Origin of the sequence: Aeromonas sp. R4-3 (assembly GCF_040908275.1) — a bacterium.
In the GTDB taxonomy this organism is placed as follows: domain Bacteria; phylum Pseudomonadota; class Gammaproteobacteria; order Enterobacterales; family Aeromonadaceae; genus Aeromonas; species Aeromonas rivipollensis.
The window spans coordinates 17829-32767 of sequence record NZ_JBFODK010000007.1; the positions used below are offsets into that span (position 1 = coordinate 17829).

Here is a 14939-nt window from a genome sequence, read left to right on the forward strand (position 1 = left end):
TAAATCCTGCACAGTCTTCTAATTCCCCTTCCAGTCACCATCCTGGCCACTCCATTTGACGTCAATCATCAAAGCTTGATAAGCCTTACGCACCGCTCCAACGAGGGCGGTAAGGGAAGCAAACAAAAAAACAATCAGGAAGGATACTAACGATGCTTAGGAAAAGCAGACTCTCTGCTGCCGTAGCGTTTGCCTTGGCGAGCGCGGCAGTTGTGGTCACCCCTGCCCTGGCCGAAGAGGGCCAGAACGTCGAAAAACTGCAAAAAATCAAGGTCACCGGCTCGCGGATCTCCCGGGTCGATGTGGAAGGGTCCACCCCTGTCGTCTCGGTGACCAAGGCCAAGATCGAAGCATCGGGTCAGCAGACCGTCGCCGATTACCTCAAACAGGCCTCCTACAACTCCTTCGGTGGCGTCTCCCCGGCCTCCGGCAGCTCCTTCCAGTCCCAATCCACCGTCGGCCTGCGCGGCCTGGGCTCGGAGCGCACCCTGGTCTTGCTGAACGGCAAGCGGGTGGCAGGCTCCCCCACCATGGGTGGCACCTCCATCAACCTCAACACCATCCCCATGGCCGCCGTTGAGCGGGTCGAAGTCAACCTGGATGGCGGTTCGGCCATCTATGGTTCCGACGCCATCGGCGGTGTCATCAACGTGGTGCTCAAAGAGGGCTATGAGGGCCTGACCTTCCAGGGACGCCTCGGCTCACCGACCGAGCCGGGCGGCGATGAAGCCAGCGGCTCCGTCGTGGCGGGCGTCAACGGCGAGAAGGGCTCGCTGATGGCGGTCTACGAGCACGACAAGAAAGACGTCGTCTATGCCCGGGATCGTGACTATCTCGCCAAGCAGGGCAACGACGCCCCCAGCGCCTACGGCCGCAACGTGGAGGGAATTACCGGCCTCGATGCCAACGGGGATCCCATCTGGAAATACGGCCCCCTGGCCGGTACCACCAATGCCGACGGTAGCTGCAAGGAGCCCTTCATCGGCTTCGAGGGCGGCTGCAACTTCAACTACGGTCAGGTCGCGGCCACCACGGCCTCCCGCAGCCGTGACACCCTCTATCTGAACGGTCGCTACCACCTCAACGACAATGTCGACTTCGTGCCGCAGATCATCGGCTCCCGGGTCGAGAGCTTCGGCCGCTTCGCTCCCGCCGCCGGCGCCTTCGCCATAGACCCGTCCAACCCGAACAACGCCCAGTTCTTCACCGATAACGGCCTGGATGCCGCCGCCACTCAGGGTCTGGGTGAAGCCGCCTACGCCTACTACCGCTTCAGCAACGTCGGCCCCCGTGACAACTATGTCACCGACATGACCGGTAGCCTGAACCTCGGCTTCGAGGGCACTGTCACCACAGAATCCGTGGGCGACATGCAGTGGAACGCCGGTTACATGTACTCCAAGACCGACAACAAAGAGAACGGCACCGGCTACGTGCTGCAATCCGCCGCCCAGCAGGCCATCGCCGACGGCAAGTTTGTCGGGGGCGAGTTCGATCCCAAGAGCACGGCCGCCATGGCAGCCGACACCAGCCGCCGCTCCACCATGGACTTCTACCAGTGGTACGCCGGTGTCCAGTGGGACATGGGTGAGCTGCCGGCCGGTCCGGTCAGCTGGTACGCAGGCGCCGAGTACAACGACTGGGTCTATGCCGACAAGTACGATGCCCAGTCCGAGGCCGGCAACATCATAGGCTCCTCCGGCAACTCCTCCGGCGGGGTGCGCGACGTCACCGCCGCCTACATCGAGTCCCTGGTGCCCATCACGGATCAGATTGAGCTGAACCTGGCCGGTCGCTTCGATGACTACAGCGACTTCGGCAGCGCCTTCTCCCCCAAGGCGAGCCTGCGTTACCAGCCGCTGGACAACCTGATGCTGCGCACCTCCTGGTCCCGCTCCTTCCGAGCCCCCAGCCTGAGCGATCTCTACGCGGCTGATTCCTACTCGGCCGACTGGGCCAAGGACTATGTCTACTGCGAGGCCAACGGCATCTCGGCGGCGGACTGCCCGAACCGCCAGTACGACACCACCCGTACCTCCAACGAGGAGCTGAAGGAAGAGACGGCGGACACCTGGAACTTCGGGGTGGCCTACAGCCCGCTGGATAACCTGAACCTCTCCCTGGACTACTACACCATCAAGATCGAGGACGTGATCCAGCTGAACTCCCTGCAGTCCGTCATCTATGACGAGCTGAACAACGGGGGCTCCAGCAACATCACCCGCAACAGCCAGGGCAAGATCAGCGGTGCCATCGCCCCCATGGTCAACCTGGGGACCCTGAACACCAGCGGTCTGGATCTCAAGCTGGATTACCGCTACGACCTGACCTCCGCCACCATCCGTTATGACCTCGGCGGCACCTACATCCTTGAGTACAAGGAAGGCCTGTACGCCGGTGGCCCCGTCATCGACAAGATCGGCCAGAACGGTCTGCCGCAGATGCGCTTCAGCACCGGCGTGGGTGTCAACGTGCCCCAGTGGTGGAACATGGATACCTATCTGAGCGCGAACTACATCGACTCCCAGAGCCAGGACTACATCGCCGACACAGGTGAGGAAGTGGGCCACATCGCGTCCCAGACCACCTGGAACCTGAACGTCGGCGTGGATGCCCCCTGGAACGGCAAGATCCAGGTCGGGGTGAAGAACATGTTCAACGCGGGTCCGTCCCTCGAGAGCGATGGCTTCACCTATGACGAGGAGCTCTACAGCATCGACGGTCGCATCTACTACCTCGACTACGCCCAGAAGTTCTGATCCACCAGGAAAGTGACGAGCCGGCCCCTCGGGCCGGCTCTGCCCAAGGTTCCAAGGAAGTCACGGAGATAGGGTAATCCTATGAAAACAAGGACTATTACAATGAAGAAAGCGCTCCTCGGCAGCCTGGTTTCGGCTGCCCTGCTGACCAGCTTCAATCTGAGTGCCGCCTCTGCCGGTCAGGCAGTGGACGCTCAAGCCGCCACCGACAATGCCTCCAAAGTGTCCCAGCAGAAGATCGACAGCTACGCCGAGTCTGCCGAATCCGCCCTGGCCCAGTACAAGGCCGCCCTGCGTCAGGTCGACAGCCTGCGCACCTACAACGAGCAAGTGGGCAAGATGGTCGACTCCCAGAGTGCCGAGCTGGCCTCGATGCAGCGCCAGATAGCCCAGATCGATCAGACCAGCACCGAGGTGGTGCCCCTGATGCTCAAGATGATCGACTCCCTCGATCAGTTCGTCGCCCTGGACTTGCCGTTCCAGAAGGTCGAGCGGGAGGACCGCGTGGCGGCCCTGACCGACCTCATGAACCGCGCCGACGTCACCATCTCCGAGAAGTACCGCAAGATCCTGGAGGCCTACCAGATCGAGGAGGGCTTCAGCCGCACCATAGAGTCCTACAAGGCCAGCCTGGACAAGGACGGCGGCGAGAAGACCTACGAGTTTCTGCGGGTCGGTCGCATCGCCCTGCTCTACCAGTCCCCGGACGGCAACGAGACCGGCATGTGGAACAAGCAGACCCGCCAGTGGGAAGAGTTGCCCCAGGAGTATCGCAGCGCGGTTGAACAGGGCCTTCGCATCGCCAAGAAGCAGGCGCCTCCCGCCCTCATCAAGCTGCCGGTTCAAACTGCGGAGAAAGCATCATGAAAGGAATCAGACTCGCCATTGCCTCCCTGATAGCGGGAGCCACCCTGTTCACCCTGCCGGTGACCGCCGCCGAGAAGCCGGTGGATCTCAACGCCCTGCTGAGCCAGGTCAAGGCCGCCAGCACCAGCGAATCCCAGCTCAACAAGGAGCGGGAGGCCCGCTTCCTGGCTGACAAGAACGAGCAAGGGGCCCTGCTGGCCAAGGCCAAGGCCGAACTCGCCGCCGAGACCGCCAAGGGCGAGCAGCTCAAGGCCACCTTCGATGCCAACGACAAGCAGCTCACCGAGCTGACCGAGACCCTGCGCCAGCGCTCCGGCAACATGGGCGAGATGTTCGGCGTGCTGCGCCAGTTCGCCGGCGAGTTCAAGGGGATCTTCAACGCCTCCGCCCGCCGGGTCGAACACCCGGAGCAGACGGCGCTGCTGACCCGCCTGGCGGAGAGCAAGGAGCTCCCCTCCAGCGACGACCTGACCGCCTTCTGGACCACTACCCTCGGCCGCATGGTGGACGGTGGCAAGGTGAGCCAGATCCCGGCGACTGTGGTCTATGGCGAGGGCAACCAGGCCGAGAAGACGGTGACCCAGATAGGCGAGTTCAACACCGTCTCCGAGGGCAAGTACCTCACCTTCGTGCCAGAGACCGGCAAGTTCGAGCAGCTCTCCCGTCAGCCGGACAACGCCGTGCTGGAGCCCATCGCCCAGTTTGAGCAGGGCAACGGCGCCGTCGAGCCCATCTTCATCGACCCGTCCCGCGGGGTGATCCTCTCCCTGCTGGTGCAGTCGCCGACTCTCAAGGAGCGGATCGATCAGGGTGGTTCCGTGGGTTACGTGATCCTGGCACTGGGAGTCATCGGCACCCTGCTGGCCATCTTCTGCGGCCTGCGCCTGTCGATGATCGGCAGCGCCATGCGCAAGCAGCTGAAATCCGATCAGATCGTCAAGGGCAATCCCATCGGCGAGATGCTGGGGGCCTATCAGTCCCACCGCGGTGACAACATAGAGGATCTGGAATCCAAGCTCGACGAGATAATCCTGCGCAACGTGCCCAAGTTCGAGAAGGGCATCAGCATCATCAAGCTGATCGCCTCTGTGGCGCCGCTGCTGGGCCTGCTGGGCACAGTGGTGGGGATGATAGCCACCTTCCAGGCCATCACATTGTTCGGCACCGGGGATCCCAAGCTGATGGCGGGCGGCATCTCCGAGGCCCTGGTCACCACCATGCAGGGTCTGGTGGTCGCGGTGCCCATGCTGTTCCTCTACACCATAGTGCAGACCCAGAGCCGTCGTCTCATCCAGGTCCTGGAAGAGCAGAGCGCCGGTTTCGTCGCCCGTTATCAGGAACGTCTGCACGCCGCCAAAGCCGCAGCCTAAGGAGTCACCCATGTGGTTCTGGTTGATTGAAGAAGTCGAGTCGGTCCGCCGGTTTCTGGGATTGGGGGGCGACGTGCTGGTCGCCCTGTTCTTTCTGACCCTGATGATGTGGGCCCTGCTGCTGGAGCGCTGGTTCTACTTCATGGCGGTCTACCCCCAGCAGGTGAAGCAGACCAAGGTGACCTGGATGGCCCGCAGCGATCACCTCTCCTGGTCTGCCAAACAGATCCGCCGCGAGCTGGTCTCCCGGGTCGCCATGGCGGTGGACAAGGGGATGCCGGTCATCAAGGTGCTGATCGCCCTCTGTCCGCTAATGGGGCTGCTCGGCACCGTAGTGGGCATGGTGCAGGTGTTTGACACCCTGGCCATCACGGGCACGGGTTCGCCGCGGGCCATGGCCTCGGGGATCTCCAAGGCGACGGTACCGACCATGGCGGGCATGATTGCCGCCCTTTCCGGCCTGTTTTTTGTCAACCAGCTCGATCACAAGGCCAAGTTGGCGGTGCAGAAGCTGGAAGACAACCTGAAACACGGCTGATGCAGGATGCACTCCCCCGGCCGGGCACTGCCCGCCGGGGCACAGAACAAGCAAGGAGTTTTTGCCATGAGAAAACGTCACAGCGACAGCGGTGCCGATGAGGCGGCCATCGATCTGACCCCCATGCTGGACATAGTGTTCATCATGCTGATCTTCTTCATCGTCACCACCTCGTTCGTCAAGGAGTCCGGCGTGGAGATCAACCGCCCGAGCGCCAGCACGGCCGAGACGGTGAAGAAGGGGAACATCATGGTCGCGGTCCGCGAGAACGGCCAGGTCTGGGTCGACAAACGGGTCGTCGAGGTGGGCGCCGTGCGTGCCAACATCGAGCGGCTGCGGGCGGAGAACCCGGAGAGCGCCGTGGTGATCCAGGCCGATACCGAGTCCCGTTCCGGGCTGGTGGTCCAGGTCATGGATCAGATCCGCATGGCCGGTGTCCAGAACATCTCCATCGCGGCGAGCAAGAGCAGCTGATGCCGGAGCGAGCACCATGAGATACCTGATAGCGATAGCTGTCTCCTGTGTGGTGGTGTTCTTCCTGTTTCTGGGAATGAACAAGCTGATCACACCGGATCACCGGGAGCTGACGGAGAGAGAAGACGTCACCATGACCGACTTCATTCGCCTCAAGCCCCAGGAGACACTGCAAGAGAAACAACGGGAACTGCCCAAGCCGCCGCCCCCGAACCGCCCACCTCCCCCACCCGAGATGGAAGTGGCGAGCACGGACAGGCCCAAGATGGATAGCGCCCCCATGGACATGCCCAAGCTCGACATCCCGGTCAACATCGGCGGCGGCAACGCCCTGGGTGCCTACAGCACGGGGGGCGGTGGCGGCGGCATGGGTGGCAACAACGGCGCCATGCCCATGGCGACCTTCGAGCCCATGATGCCCCGCAAGGCGGCGCTGGCCGGCCTCGCCTCCGGCAAGGTACTGGTGGAGTTCACCGTGACCGAGCGCGGCACCGTCAGCAACATCCGGATCGTCAAGGAAGAGCCCCGCAGCTACGACCTCGGCAAGGAGGCACGCAAGACCATAGCCAAGTGGACCTTCAAGCCGGCCATGGTGGATGGCAAGCCCCAGGCCAGTCGCATGCAGCAAGAGATCGAGTTCGCGGTCAACTAAGGAAGGTGGCGATGAAAAAGTTACATACCCTGATCCTCGCCCCGGTGGCCATGGCGGTGCTGCTCAGCACCGCCAGCTGGGCCGCCGAGCAACCCGCCCTGTCTGACCGCGCCTACCGCGCGGTCAACAAGGCCCAGGCGTTGATCACCGAGAAGAAATACGGCGAGGCCAATGCCAAGCTGCAGGATGCGCTCTCGGGCGCAGGCGATCGGGTCTACGACAAGGGGGTCATCTTGCAGACCCTGGGCTTCGTGGCCGCCCAACAGGAGAAGTACGGTCAGGCGACCAAATACTTCGCCGACGCCATCGCCACCGGCGGCCTGCCGCAGCCGGTGGCCCAGCAGGTGCGCTACAACCTGGCCCAGCTCTACATGGCGGAGGGCAACTTCAAGGGCTCCATCAGCACCATGAATGAGTGGTTCGCGAACCTTGGAAAAGATGAGAAGCCGACCCCCCACGCCTACATCACCCTGGCCAACGCCCATGTGCAGCTCAAGCAGTACCGGGAAGCCATACCGGCGGTGGATCAGGCGATCAGGCTCTCCGCAGGCAAGGCGCCGGAGTCCTGGTACCTGCTGAAGATGGCTGCCCACTACGAGCTGAAACAGTACAAGCCGGCCACCGAGGTGCTGACCGCCCTGGTGGACAAGTACCCGGAGAAGAAGAAGTACTGGACCCAGCTCTCGGCCATGCACATGCAGGCGGGCAACGATGCCAAGGCGCTGGCGGCGCTCGAGTCGGCCTACAACCTCGGCATGCTGACCGAGGCGGCCGAGTTGCAGCGGCTCGCCAACTACCTCGCCTTCGCCGGCATTCCCCATCGCGCCGCCCGCGTGATGGAGAAGGCGATGAAGGAGGGGCAGATCGAGAGCAGCGCCGCCAACTACAAGACGCTCGCCAACTACTGGCATCAGGCCAAGGAGCTGGATCCCGCCATCGACACCCTGGCCAAGTCCTATCAGCTGGCCCCCAGTGCCGAGCTGCAGCTGAAGATGGCGCGCATGATGATCCAGAGCAAGCGATACAAGGATCTGGTAGCCCTGGCCGCCAAGCCGGCCGCCAATGCCAGCGGTGAACAGCGCGCCGATCTCAAGTTCCTGACCGGGGTCGCCTACTTCGAGCAGCAGAAACCCAAGGAGGCGCTCAGCGCCTTCACCCAGGCAGCCCAGAATGGCAACGTCAGTGGCCGCGCCTCCCCCTGGATCAGCTTCCTGAAGGAACAACAGGGCGGTGCCGTCACTCAATAAACCGGCACGTCATGGGCAAGCATCCGCCCATGGCGACTGCCCATCCACAAGGGGGTCAGCCCCGCAGCTTGCCTGGTGGCAATTGGCCGCTCTTCGGAGCGGTCTTTTTTATGCGCCCTCCCCCATATCACGAAATCCCTTCCTTATATAAGGCGCAAAAAAATCCGGAGCCTGGGCTCCGGATTGGGTCATTGCGTTGAAACGGGGCTGCCCCCCTTCAACAGGTCATCATCATCAGTAACTGCATACCAGCTTCCAGCTGCCGTCGCCCGCCTTGGGCTCGCTGCTGGTCCACCAGTTCGCCTGCCAGACTGCCTTGCCGTTGGTCATGCGGTCGTTGCCATTGGCGTGATCCCCGCGCGGCCAGCTCGGGTAGGCCGGATAGGCCGCCGGATCCACGCTCTGGCTGGTGCAGCTGGTGCCACCACTGCCGCCATCACCCCCACTGCTGCCCCCCAGCACCGCCTCGGCCAGGGCCGGGAAGTCGGACTTCAGGCCTATGGTCTGGCTGCCGGCAATCAGGCGCATGCCGCTCGGTACCCCTGCGGCCGGCAGGTAGTAGGTCATGGCCACTTCCACCTCGGTGCCCGGCGCCCAGGCCTTCCAACCCGGCAGCGTCAGGGCCACCTTGTGGAAGTCCTTCTCGCCCGCGATGCCGTCGGAGTTCTGGTTGCCGCCGCTCTCCACTACTTTCAGCCCCATGCCGCTCTGATCCGTGATGGTGTCAGAGGTGGAAGTGGGCATCAGGAACTCGATGCGGGTGCCGCCCGGTATGGTCTGGGTCGACTTGTTGATGAGCTTGAGGGTCGGGTTGATCGGGTAGTTGGAATCCCCCTCCTTGAAGCCCGAGAGGCTCACGCCTATGTCGAGCTGAGCGGCCGGGGCCGGCAGATCGTTCTGCTTCAGGCTGGCCTTGCTCGCCTTGCTGAACTTGTCGTAGGCCAGGCTGGTGAGGGTGCTGCCCATGACATACTCGTTCTTGGCAGCGTCGAAGTCGTAGTCCCCCGCCATCTCCCAGAACATGACGCCACCCAGGCCTCGATTGACTATGTAGTCGAGCTTGTGACCCATGGACTCTTCATCTTCGGTGGAGAGGAACACCTTCTTCTCTTCGTTCCACAGCCAAGGCGCATGGGCCTTGTCATCGTAGTAACGCACGTACTGGCCTTGCATCACGTGGGCCGGGTTGTTGGGATCCAGACCCCAGGCCGTGCCATAGCTCGGCAGCGTGGTGATGCCGAGGCTGGCCGCGTGCTCCAGGTTCTTGGCGTGCCACATGGGCACGGCGCCGCCGCCTATCTCCTTGCCGTTCTTGTCGAGATCATGCCAGATGTTGTCGATGCCGACCGCCCCATTGCCGCAGGGAACTGTGCTGCCCCCCGTGCCCGGCTGACAGGCGCTCTGGCTCGGCAGCGCCGCCTTGCCCCCCAGGCCATGGGTACCACCTGTCACCCCTTGCCAGCCACGGGTGTAGTAAGGCACCCCTATGTTGATCTTGCCTGCCGCCAGGGCACCACGGAAGTAGTGGGCCGCCCAGGCGGAGTTCAGGTAGCCGATGGCACCGAACTGGGCCTGGTTGTAGACACCCCACTGGGCCAGCTCGGGATCCGCCTTGTTGTCGAACAGGGCGGCATTGTGGCCGACGAAGTGGTTCCAGGCGCCGTGGAAGTCGTAGGTCATCAGGTTGACGTAATCCAGATACTGGGTGACCTGGAAGTTCTCCATGCCGCGCAGCAGGTAGGCCGAGGCCGGCGAGGCTATGGTCAGCATGTACTTGCGGCCGTCCTCGGTGCCGGCACTGTCGAGCTTGCTGCGCAGTGTCTTCATCAGCACTTCGTAGTTCGCAAACAGCTTGGCCCGGCACTGGTTGGAGAGCGGGAAGTCGTTGGGGTTGCCCGCATCCTTCATGGAGGTGGGGTACTCGTAGTCCACATCCACCCCGTCGAAGCCGTACTGGCGGATGAAGCTCACCGCCGAGTTGGCAAAGGCGTTGATGCCGGCGGTGTTGACCGAGCAGTCGCCCTTGGTGGTGGCGGTGTAGAAGCCGCGGGTATCGGCCCAGCCACCCACGGAGATCAGGGTCTTCACGTCCGGATACTGCTTCTTGTATTTCGACAGTAGGTTGAAGTGACCCTGATAGGCGAATTCGGGATCCATTTCGGCGCCCGGCACCCCGTCCCAGGTCAGCTTGGTGGCGGCGTCATCCACCTTGATGAGGTGGCTCTGCTCGTCCACCGCCGCGAAGGCGTAGTTGATGTGGGTGATCTTGTCCCAGGGGATGTCGCCTACCAGGTAGGAGGGCAGCCCGTTCTTGCCGGTCCGCCAGGAGGTGAAGTAACCGATGACGCGGCGGCCATGGTCATCCCCCATGCACTCGCTGCCGTCGGCGCGATAGATCTGGCGCACGTCGCAGGAGAGATTGCCACCCGTGGGGGGCAGGGCCGCCTCTTCCACCTGGACATCGACCTGGGCCGACTCGCCGGAGAGGTTCTCCTTGTCGGCCGCCACCAGCTTGAGACCGGCCAGCCCCTTGCTCTGGGGTGTCCAGCTCAGTTGCCAGGGGGCGCTGCTGTCCTCGCCCACCTTCTTGCCATCGACGAACAGCTCGACCTTGGCGACGTCGTCATTGGCGTCGGTCACATTGCCGGCCACTGTGAGGGCGCGGCCCAGGGTCACCTTGGCCCCGGCTGCGGGGCTGGCGATGCTCGCCTTGGGGGCCTCTGGCGCCACCACGGCGGCGACCTTGAAGCTCGAATCCGCCTCACTCAGCACCTTGCCATCTTTATCCAGCGCCCGGGCCTTGAGGGCGTGATTACCCACGCCGGCGGCAGACCAGCTGGCACTCCAGGGGGAGGCCGTGGCCGTGGCGACCTGGGTGCCATCGACCAGGTACTCCACCTTGGCCAGCGCCGTGACCGGGCCGCTCAGGGTCACCGCCAGGGCCAGGCTGGCACCTTCGCTGACGCTGCTGCCCACGGCGGGGGAGCCGATGGCAACGACCAGAGCAGGCGGCGGCACCTCACCGCCATAGAGTTTCCAGGCATCGGCCCAGACGGCGCCGACACCGGGCTCGTAGTGGTAGGGGGAAGCCCCGCACCAGCCGGAATAGGGGAATTCTTTGCATTCGTAGAGGGCGCCTGCGTTGCTGACGACATCGCCGGCCTTGTAGGCGGTGCCAGCCTGATAGGCGGGATAGGCGGCGTGCGCCCAGGCGGGCATGGCCGCAAGGGCAACCAGCATGGCGAGCCTGCTGGGCCTGAGGGTCTGTTGCATCTTGTTATCATCCTTGTTTTGTCTTGGCTTCAACACCGGGAAAAGCGCAATCGCAACAGGGGATCAGGGAACGACAACAGGCCTTGGACGGGGCCACATACCCTCATGTCACCCCGGGGTAACCCCGCTGTCTGGCCCGCTTGGGACAGATCGGAGGCTTTGCGTCCCGGCATCACTGCCGGTTTGCCCTTAACCTGGGTTCCGTGAGGAACGGATCGAGTATAGAAAGCAAGTGGCGACCGCTCAATCTTTATTCTCTAAGGAAAATATGTGAATGCCGGCCAGCTCACATCCTCCCTCAATCGGCCAACTAATAATTAAGTCATTAATATCAATCTGTTAGCCACATCAAAAAAACGGACTCAGCCTCTTTTGTCTCCCCATAATGTGCGCTGCCTCACTGGTCAGAGCTGCCAGAAATGTGACAATGCGCGCCCTTGGCCAGAGCGCCAAGGCTATGGAAACACTGGCAAAAAAATAAAAAAGGAATACCCATGAAAGGAAGACCTACCCTGCTGTCCCTGGCCGTGGGGCTCGCCCTCGCGTCCCCGTCTCTCCATGCCGCCGGCTTCAGTTGCCCGGCCGACAGCGCCCTCACCCCCATCCCCGCCATCCAGGGCAGCGGCGACAAGAGCCCCCTCGTCCCGGACCATCAGTTCGAAAGCCCCCGAAGCATCTCGGTCAAGGCGGTAGTCAGCGCCCTCGGCGAGAGCCTGAACAAGGGCTTCTACCTGCAGGATCTGCAAGGGGACGGCAATCCCCAGAGCTCGGATGGCATCTTCGTCTTCCTGAGTGACATCAGCAAGTACCCCGCCATCCAGCCGGGTGCCCTGATCTGTCTGGAGGCCAAGGTCGAGGAGTATCATGGCCACACCCAGCTCAAGCCCCTGTTTGACGGCAGCGCCCCGCGCCTGACGGTGCTGGCCCGGGGCGACGCCCCGGCCGCCACGGCGCTGCGGGTGCTGGAGGGGGAAACCCTGGCCCGGGCCCTGGAGCGTCACGAGGGGATGCGGGTGCGCCTCGATGGGGACAGCGCCCTCAAGGTAAGCCGCAACTTCAGCTACGACTACGCCGCCAAGCGCAACAACCTGGTGCTCTCCCACGGCGCCCCGCTGATGAAGCCGACCCAGCTCCATGTAGCTGGCAGTCAGGAGGCAAACACCCTGGCCGAGGCCAATGCGGGCAACCGCGTCTTCCTCGAGTCGGACTTCAAGGCCGCCAACGGCAAGCTGCCCTGGTTGCCGGCCTGGGAGCCGGAGCAGGGCTACCTGCGCATCGGCGATGCCCCGGTCAATCTGGAAGCCCTGGTGGGCTACAGCTTTGACGAGTACCGGCTGATAGTGCCCAAGGATCAGCGCATCACGGCGGGGGATCTGCTGCGCACCGACGAGAACGACCGCCAGGGCGCCCCGGCCCGCGCCAATGGCACCGACCTGCGCATCGGCAGTTTCAACGTGCTCAACTACTTCACCAGCCACTCCAGCGTGGGGGGCGCCCTCAACGTGCTCTGTGCGGATCAGGCGGATGCGGACAGCGCCAAGGGCTGCAACCGCGGCGCCAAGAGCCTGGAGGAGTTCCAGCTGCAGCGCACCAAGATAGTCAACGCCATCACCGAGATGGACGCAGACCTGCTCGGCCTGATGGAGATGGAGAACAACGGCTTCGACGAGCACGCCGCCATCAGCGATCTGGTGCAAAGCCTCAACGCCCGGCAGAAAGAGGCGAGCAAGCAGTACGCCTTCGTCACCCTGCCCAAGGCCCTGCTCACGGAGGATCGCTTCTTCGGCGGCGACGCCATCATGGTGGCCATGATCTATCGCCCCGCCCTGCTCACCCCAAGCGGGGATGCCGAGGTCATTCGTCTGCCAGAGCAGCACTACACCACGGGCGGCGTCGCCAGGAGCGCAGGCCAGCGGGACTCCCTGGTGCAGCGCTTCGGGGTGGCGGGCAGCGACGAGCCCCTGACTCTGGTGGTCAACCACCTGAAATCCAAGGGATCCGGCTGCTATGAGAACGGGGATGGCAAGATCGAGCCTGCGGATCTGCAGGGCAAGTGCACCGAGTTCAGGGTCAGTGCCGCCAAGGTGCTGGGTGAGGCGGTGAGCAAGATGCCGGGTCAGGTGCTGCTGGTGGGGGACTTCAACTCCTACGCCAAGGAAGATCCCATCCGGGTGCTCACCGACTACGATCCGGCCACGGCGGAACGCAAGATCCGCTCCGCCTCCCACACCTTCGTCGGCGAGCAGCCCTACGAGCAGCTCGGCCAGGAGGTGAGCAAGAGCTATGGCCTGGTCGATGTGAACCTCAAGTTCAACCAGGAGAAGGCCATCTCCTACAGCTACGAGGCCGAGCTTGGCACCCTGGATTACGCCCTCGCCAACCCGGCGCTGGCCAAGAAGGTGGTGGCCGTCGCCGACTGGCACATCAACTCCTTCGAGAGCAACCTGTTCGAATATGGCAGCGCCTTCACCGGCGAGCTGATCAAGTCGGACAATCCGTTCAGCGCCTCCGACCACGACCCCATCATCGTCGACCTCAAGCTCAACGAGCAGAGCAAGGGCAGCGGTGGCGGGGCCATGGGGGCACTGCTGCTGGCGCTGCTGCCCCTGGCCTGGCGCCGTCGGCACACCTCATGATCCGCGCTGAATAACGCAAAAAGCCCGCGACAGTCGCGGGCTTTCTCATTCTGGCCATTTGATTTGTAAATGAAGGGGCGATAAGTATGGGAAAAATAAATACCTGAACAAACAAAAAGGCCACCGCGATAACGGTGGCCTTTAAGAATTTGGTGGAGCTACGCGGGATCGAACCGCGGACCTCTTGCATGCCATGCAAGCGCTCTCCCAGCTGAGCTATAACCCCAAATTTTACTCTTTGAACAACCGGTTCTGGCGGCCGGCTGCCTTACTGCTAAATAGTGGTGGAGCTACGCGGGATCGAACCGCGGACCTCTTGCATGCCATGCAAGCGCTCTCCCAGCTGAGCTATAACCCCAAATTCTTTCTTCATTAGACAACGGGTTCTGGCGGCCTGTTGCTCTTTATTGCAAATAGTGGTGGAGCTACGCGGGATCGAACCGCGGACCTCTTGCATGCCATGCAAGCGCTCTCCCAGCTGAGCTATAACCCCACAAAGGTCGGCCTGGGTGATACACACCGCACTGCCCTGGGTACTTCATCTTCAATCAGGAACCTGGTGGAGCTACGCGGGATCGAACCGCGGACCTCTTGCATGCCATGCAAGCGCTCTCCCAGCTGAGCTATAACCCCTTGGATTCCAGATTGTTCGAGGAGAATTTGGTGGAGCTACGCGGGATCGAACCGCGGACCTCTTGCATGCCATGCAAGCGCTCTCCCAGCTGAGCTATAACCCCAACTCACCTCGGCGCTACCAAAGTTATCTCTGGCAACGGAGGCGCATGATAGGCATCACCCGCTTTGCTGTCAACCCAAAATTTTCGCCGGTTGGAGCGTTTAGTCAAAATTCAGGCAGTTAGCTGTTTTTACCGCCAACTGCGTCGCTATGTCGCTGTTTTACGTCGCAAATCCGCTTGAGGCCAAAATGCAAAGGGCCCCCGTCAGGGAGCCCTTTGTTGTCAGCGACTGACGCTTATTCGGCGGCCATCCGCGCTTCGATATAGGCCAGGGCGCGGTCGATGCGAGCCAGCACACGCTCCTTGCCCACCAGCGCCATTACGGCGTCGGCGATGCCAGGGGAGATTGGCCCAGACCGGTATTACTCGGCTGCCATGCGCGCTTC

Annotated in this window: 9 protein-coding genes, 5 tRNA genes and 1 riboswitch; of the genes, 8 read left to right on the top strand and 6 right to left on the bottom strand. The window is 62.7% G+C overall.

Features of this window, described 5'->3' with window-relative positions; all coding sequences use genetic code 11:
- The first annotated feature begins 152 nt into the window (after positions 1 to 152).
- The 7 genes from AB5Y91_RS01870 to AB5Y91_RS01900 all read left to right on the top strand — a co-directional run bounded on the left by AB5Y91_RS01870 (position 153) and on the right by AB5Y91_RS01900 (position 7907).
- Entirely contained in the window at positions 153 to 2759 is a 2607-nt protein-coding gene (locus AB5Y91_RS01870) for a TonB-dependent receptor plug domain-containing protein (protein ID WP_368168940.1), read from the top strand.
- A 102-nt stretch (positions 2760 to 2861) separates the two neighbouring features.
- The gene (locus tag AB5Y91_RS01875; RefSeq protein ID WP_106887697.1) at positions 2862 to 3626 is read left to right on the top strand and encodes a DUF3450 domain-containing protein; all 765 of its coding nucleotides are present in this window, start codon (positions 2862 to 2864) and stop codon (positions 3624 to 3626) included.
- The gene (locus tag AB5Y91_RS01880; RefSeq protein ID WP_368168941.1) at positions 3623 to 4996 is read left to right on the top strand and encodes a MotA/TolQ/ExbB proton channel family protein; all 1374 of its coding nucleotides are present in this window, start codon (positions 3623 to 3625) and stop codon (positions 4994 to 4996) included. The genes AB5Y91_RS01875 and AB5Y91_RS01880 overlap by 4 nt, the downstream gene beginning before the upstream one ends.
- A 10-nt stretch (positions 4997 to 5006) precedes the next feature.
- The gene (locus tag AB5Y91_RS01885; protein WP_368168942.1) at positions 5007 to 5534 is read left to right on the top strand and encodes a MotA/TolQ/ExbB proton channel family protein; all 528 of its coding nucleotides are present in this window, start codon (positions 5007 to 5009) and stop codon (positions 5532 to 5534) included.
- Between the two features lie 66 nt (positions 5535 to 5600).
- Positions 5601 to 6008 (top strand): biopolymer transporter ExbD, encoded by a 408-nt coding sequence (locus AB5Y91_RS01890; protein WP_005327075.1) that lies wholly within the window; start codon positions 5601 to 5603, stop codon positions 6006 to 6008.
- A gap of 16 nt (positions 6009 to 6024) precedes the next feature.
- A complete protein-coding gene (locus AB5Y91_RS01895) occupies positions 6025 to 6660 on the top strand; it encodes an energy transducer TonB (RefSeq protein ID WP_106887700.1) in 636 nt (211 codons plus the stop codon).
- Between the two features lie 11 nt (positions 6661 to 6671).
- Positions 6672 to 7907 carry a tetratricopeptide repeat protein gene (locus tag AB5Y91_RS01900; RefSeq protein WP_368168943.1) on the top strand — a complete coding sequence of 412 codons (1236 nt, stop codon included), beginning with the start codon at positions 6672 to 6674 and terminating at the stop codon, positions 7905 to 7907.
- A gap of 234 nt (positions 7908 to 8141) precedes the next feature.
- Here AB5Y91_RS01900 and AB5Y91_RS01905 read toward each other — a convergent pair whose 3' ends face one another.
- Positions 8142 to 11147 carry a glycosyl hydrolase family 18 protein gene (locus AB5Y91_RS01905; RefSeq protein ID WP_368168945.1) on the bottom strand — a complete coding sequence of 1002 codons (3006 nt, stop codon included), beginning with the start codon at positions 11145 to 11147 and terminating at the stop codon, positions 8142 to 8144.
- Between the two features lie 147 nt (positions 11148 to 11294).
- Positions 11295 to 11378: riboswitch (cyclic di-GMP riboswitch) on the bottom strand.
- A gap of 296 nt (positions 11379 to 11674) precedes the next feature.
- Between AB5Y91_RS01905 and AB5Y91_RS01910 the strand changes: the two genes are divergently transcribed.
- Positions 11675 to 13816, top strand: a complete 2142-nt coding sequence (locus AB5Y91_RS01910) for an ExeM/NucH family extracellular endonuclease (protein ID WP_368168944.1) — start codon at positions 11675 to 11677, stop codon at positions 13814 to 13816.
- A 150-nt stretch (positions 13817 to 13966) separates the two neighbouring features.
- Here the strand turns inward: AB5Y91_RS01910 and AB5Y91_RS01915 are convergent.
- The 5 genes from AB5Y91_RS01915 to AB5Y91_RS01935 all read right to left on the bottom strand — a co-directional run bounded on the left by AB5Y91_RS01915 (position 13967) and on the right by AB5Y91_RS01935 (position 14553).
- A tRNA-Ala gene (locus tag AB5Y91_RS01915) sits at positions 13967 to 14042 on the bottom strand.
- A 56-nt stretch (positions 14043 to 14098) separates the two neighbouring features.
- Positions 14099 to 14174 (bottom strand) — tRNA-Ala (locus tag AB5Y91_RS01920).
- 59 nt (positions 14175 to 14233) lie between these two features.
- Positions 14234 to 14309: transfer RNA gene (locus tag AB5Y91_RS01925), tRNA-Ala, on the bottom strand.
- Between the two features lie 64 nt (positions 14310 to 14373).
- Positions 14374 to 14449: transfer RNA gene (locus tag AB5Y91_RS01930), tRNA-Ala, on the bottom strand.
- A gap of 28 nt (positions 14450 to 14477) precedes the next feature.
- Positions 14478 to 14553, bottom strand: a tRNA-Ala gene (locus tag AB5Y91_RS01935).
- Positions 14554 to 14939 lie beyond the last annotated feature (386 nt).

Excerpts from the sequence above, each read along its gene's own strand:
- AB5Y91_RS01910 (WP_368168944.1), top strand. The coding sequence starts at position 11,675 with ATGAAAGGAAGACCTACCCTGCTGTCCCTGGCCGTGGGGCTCGCCCTC.
- AB5Y91_RS01885 (WP_368168942.1), top strand. The coding sequence starts at position 5,007 with ATGTGGTTCTGGTTGATTGAAGAAGTCGAGTCGGTCCGCCGGTTTCTG.
- AB5Y91_RS01895 (WP_106887700.1), top strand. The coding sequence starts at position 6,025 with ATGAGATACCTGATAGCGATAGCTGTCTCCTGTGTGGTGGTGTTCTTC.
- AB5Y91_RS01900 (WP_368168943.1), top strand. The coding sequence starts at position 6,672 with ATGAAAAAGTTACATACCCTGATCCTCGCCCCGGTGGCCATGGCGGTG.
- AB5Y91_RS01890 (WP_005327075.1), top strand. The coding sequence starts at position 5,601 with ATGAGAAAACGTCACAGCGACAGCGGTGCCGATGAGGCGGCCATCGAT.
- AB5Y91_RS01870 (WP_368168940.1), top strand. The coding sequence starts at position 153 with ATGCTTAGGAAAAGCAGACTCTCTGCTGCCGTAGCGTTTGCCTTGGCG.
- AB5Y91_RS01880 (WP_368168941.1), top strand. The coding sequence starts at position 3,623 with ATGAAAGGAATCAGACTCGCCATTGCCTCCCTGATAGCGGGAGCCACC.
- AB5Y91_RS01875 (WP_106887697.1), top strand. The coding sequence starts at position 2,862 with ATGAAGAAAGCGCTCCTCGGCAGCCTGGTTTCGGCTGCCCTGCTGACC.
- AB5Y91_RS01905 (WP_368168945.1), bottom strand. The coding sequence starts at position 11,147 with ATGCTGGTTGCCCTTGCGGCCATGCCCGCCTGGGCGCACGCCGCCTAT.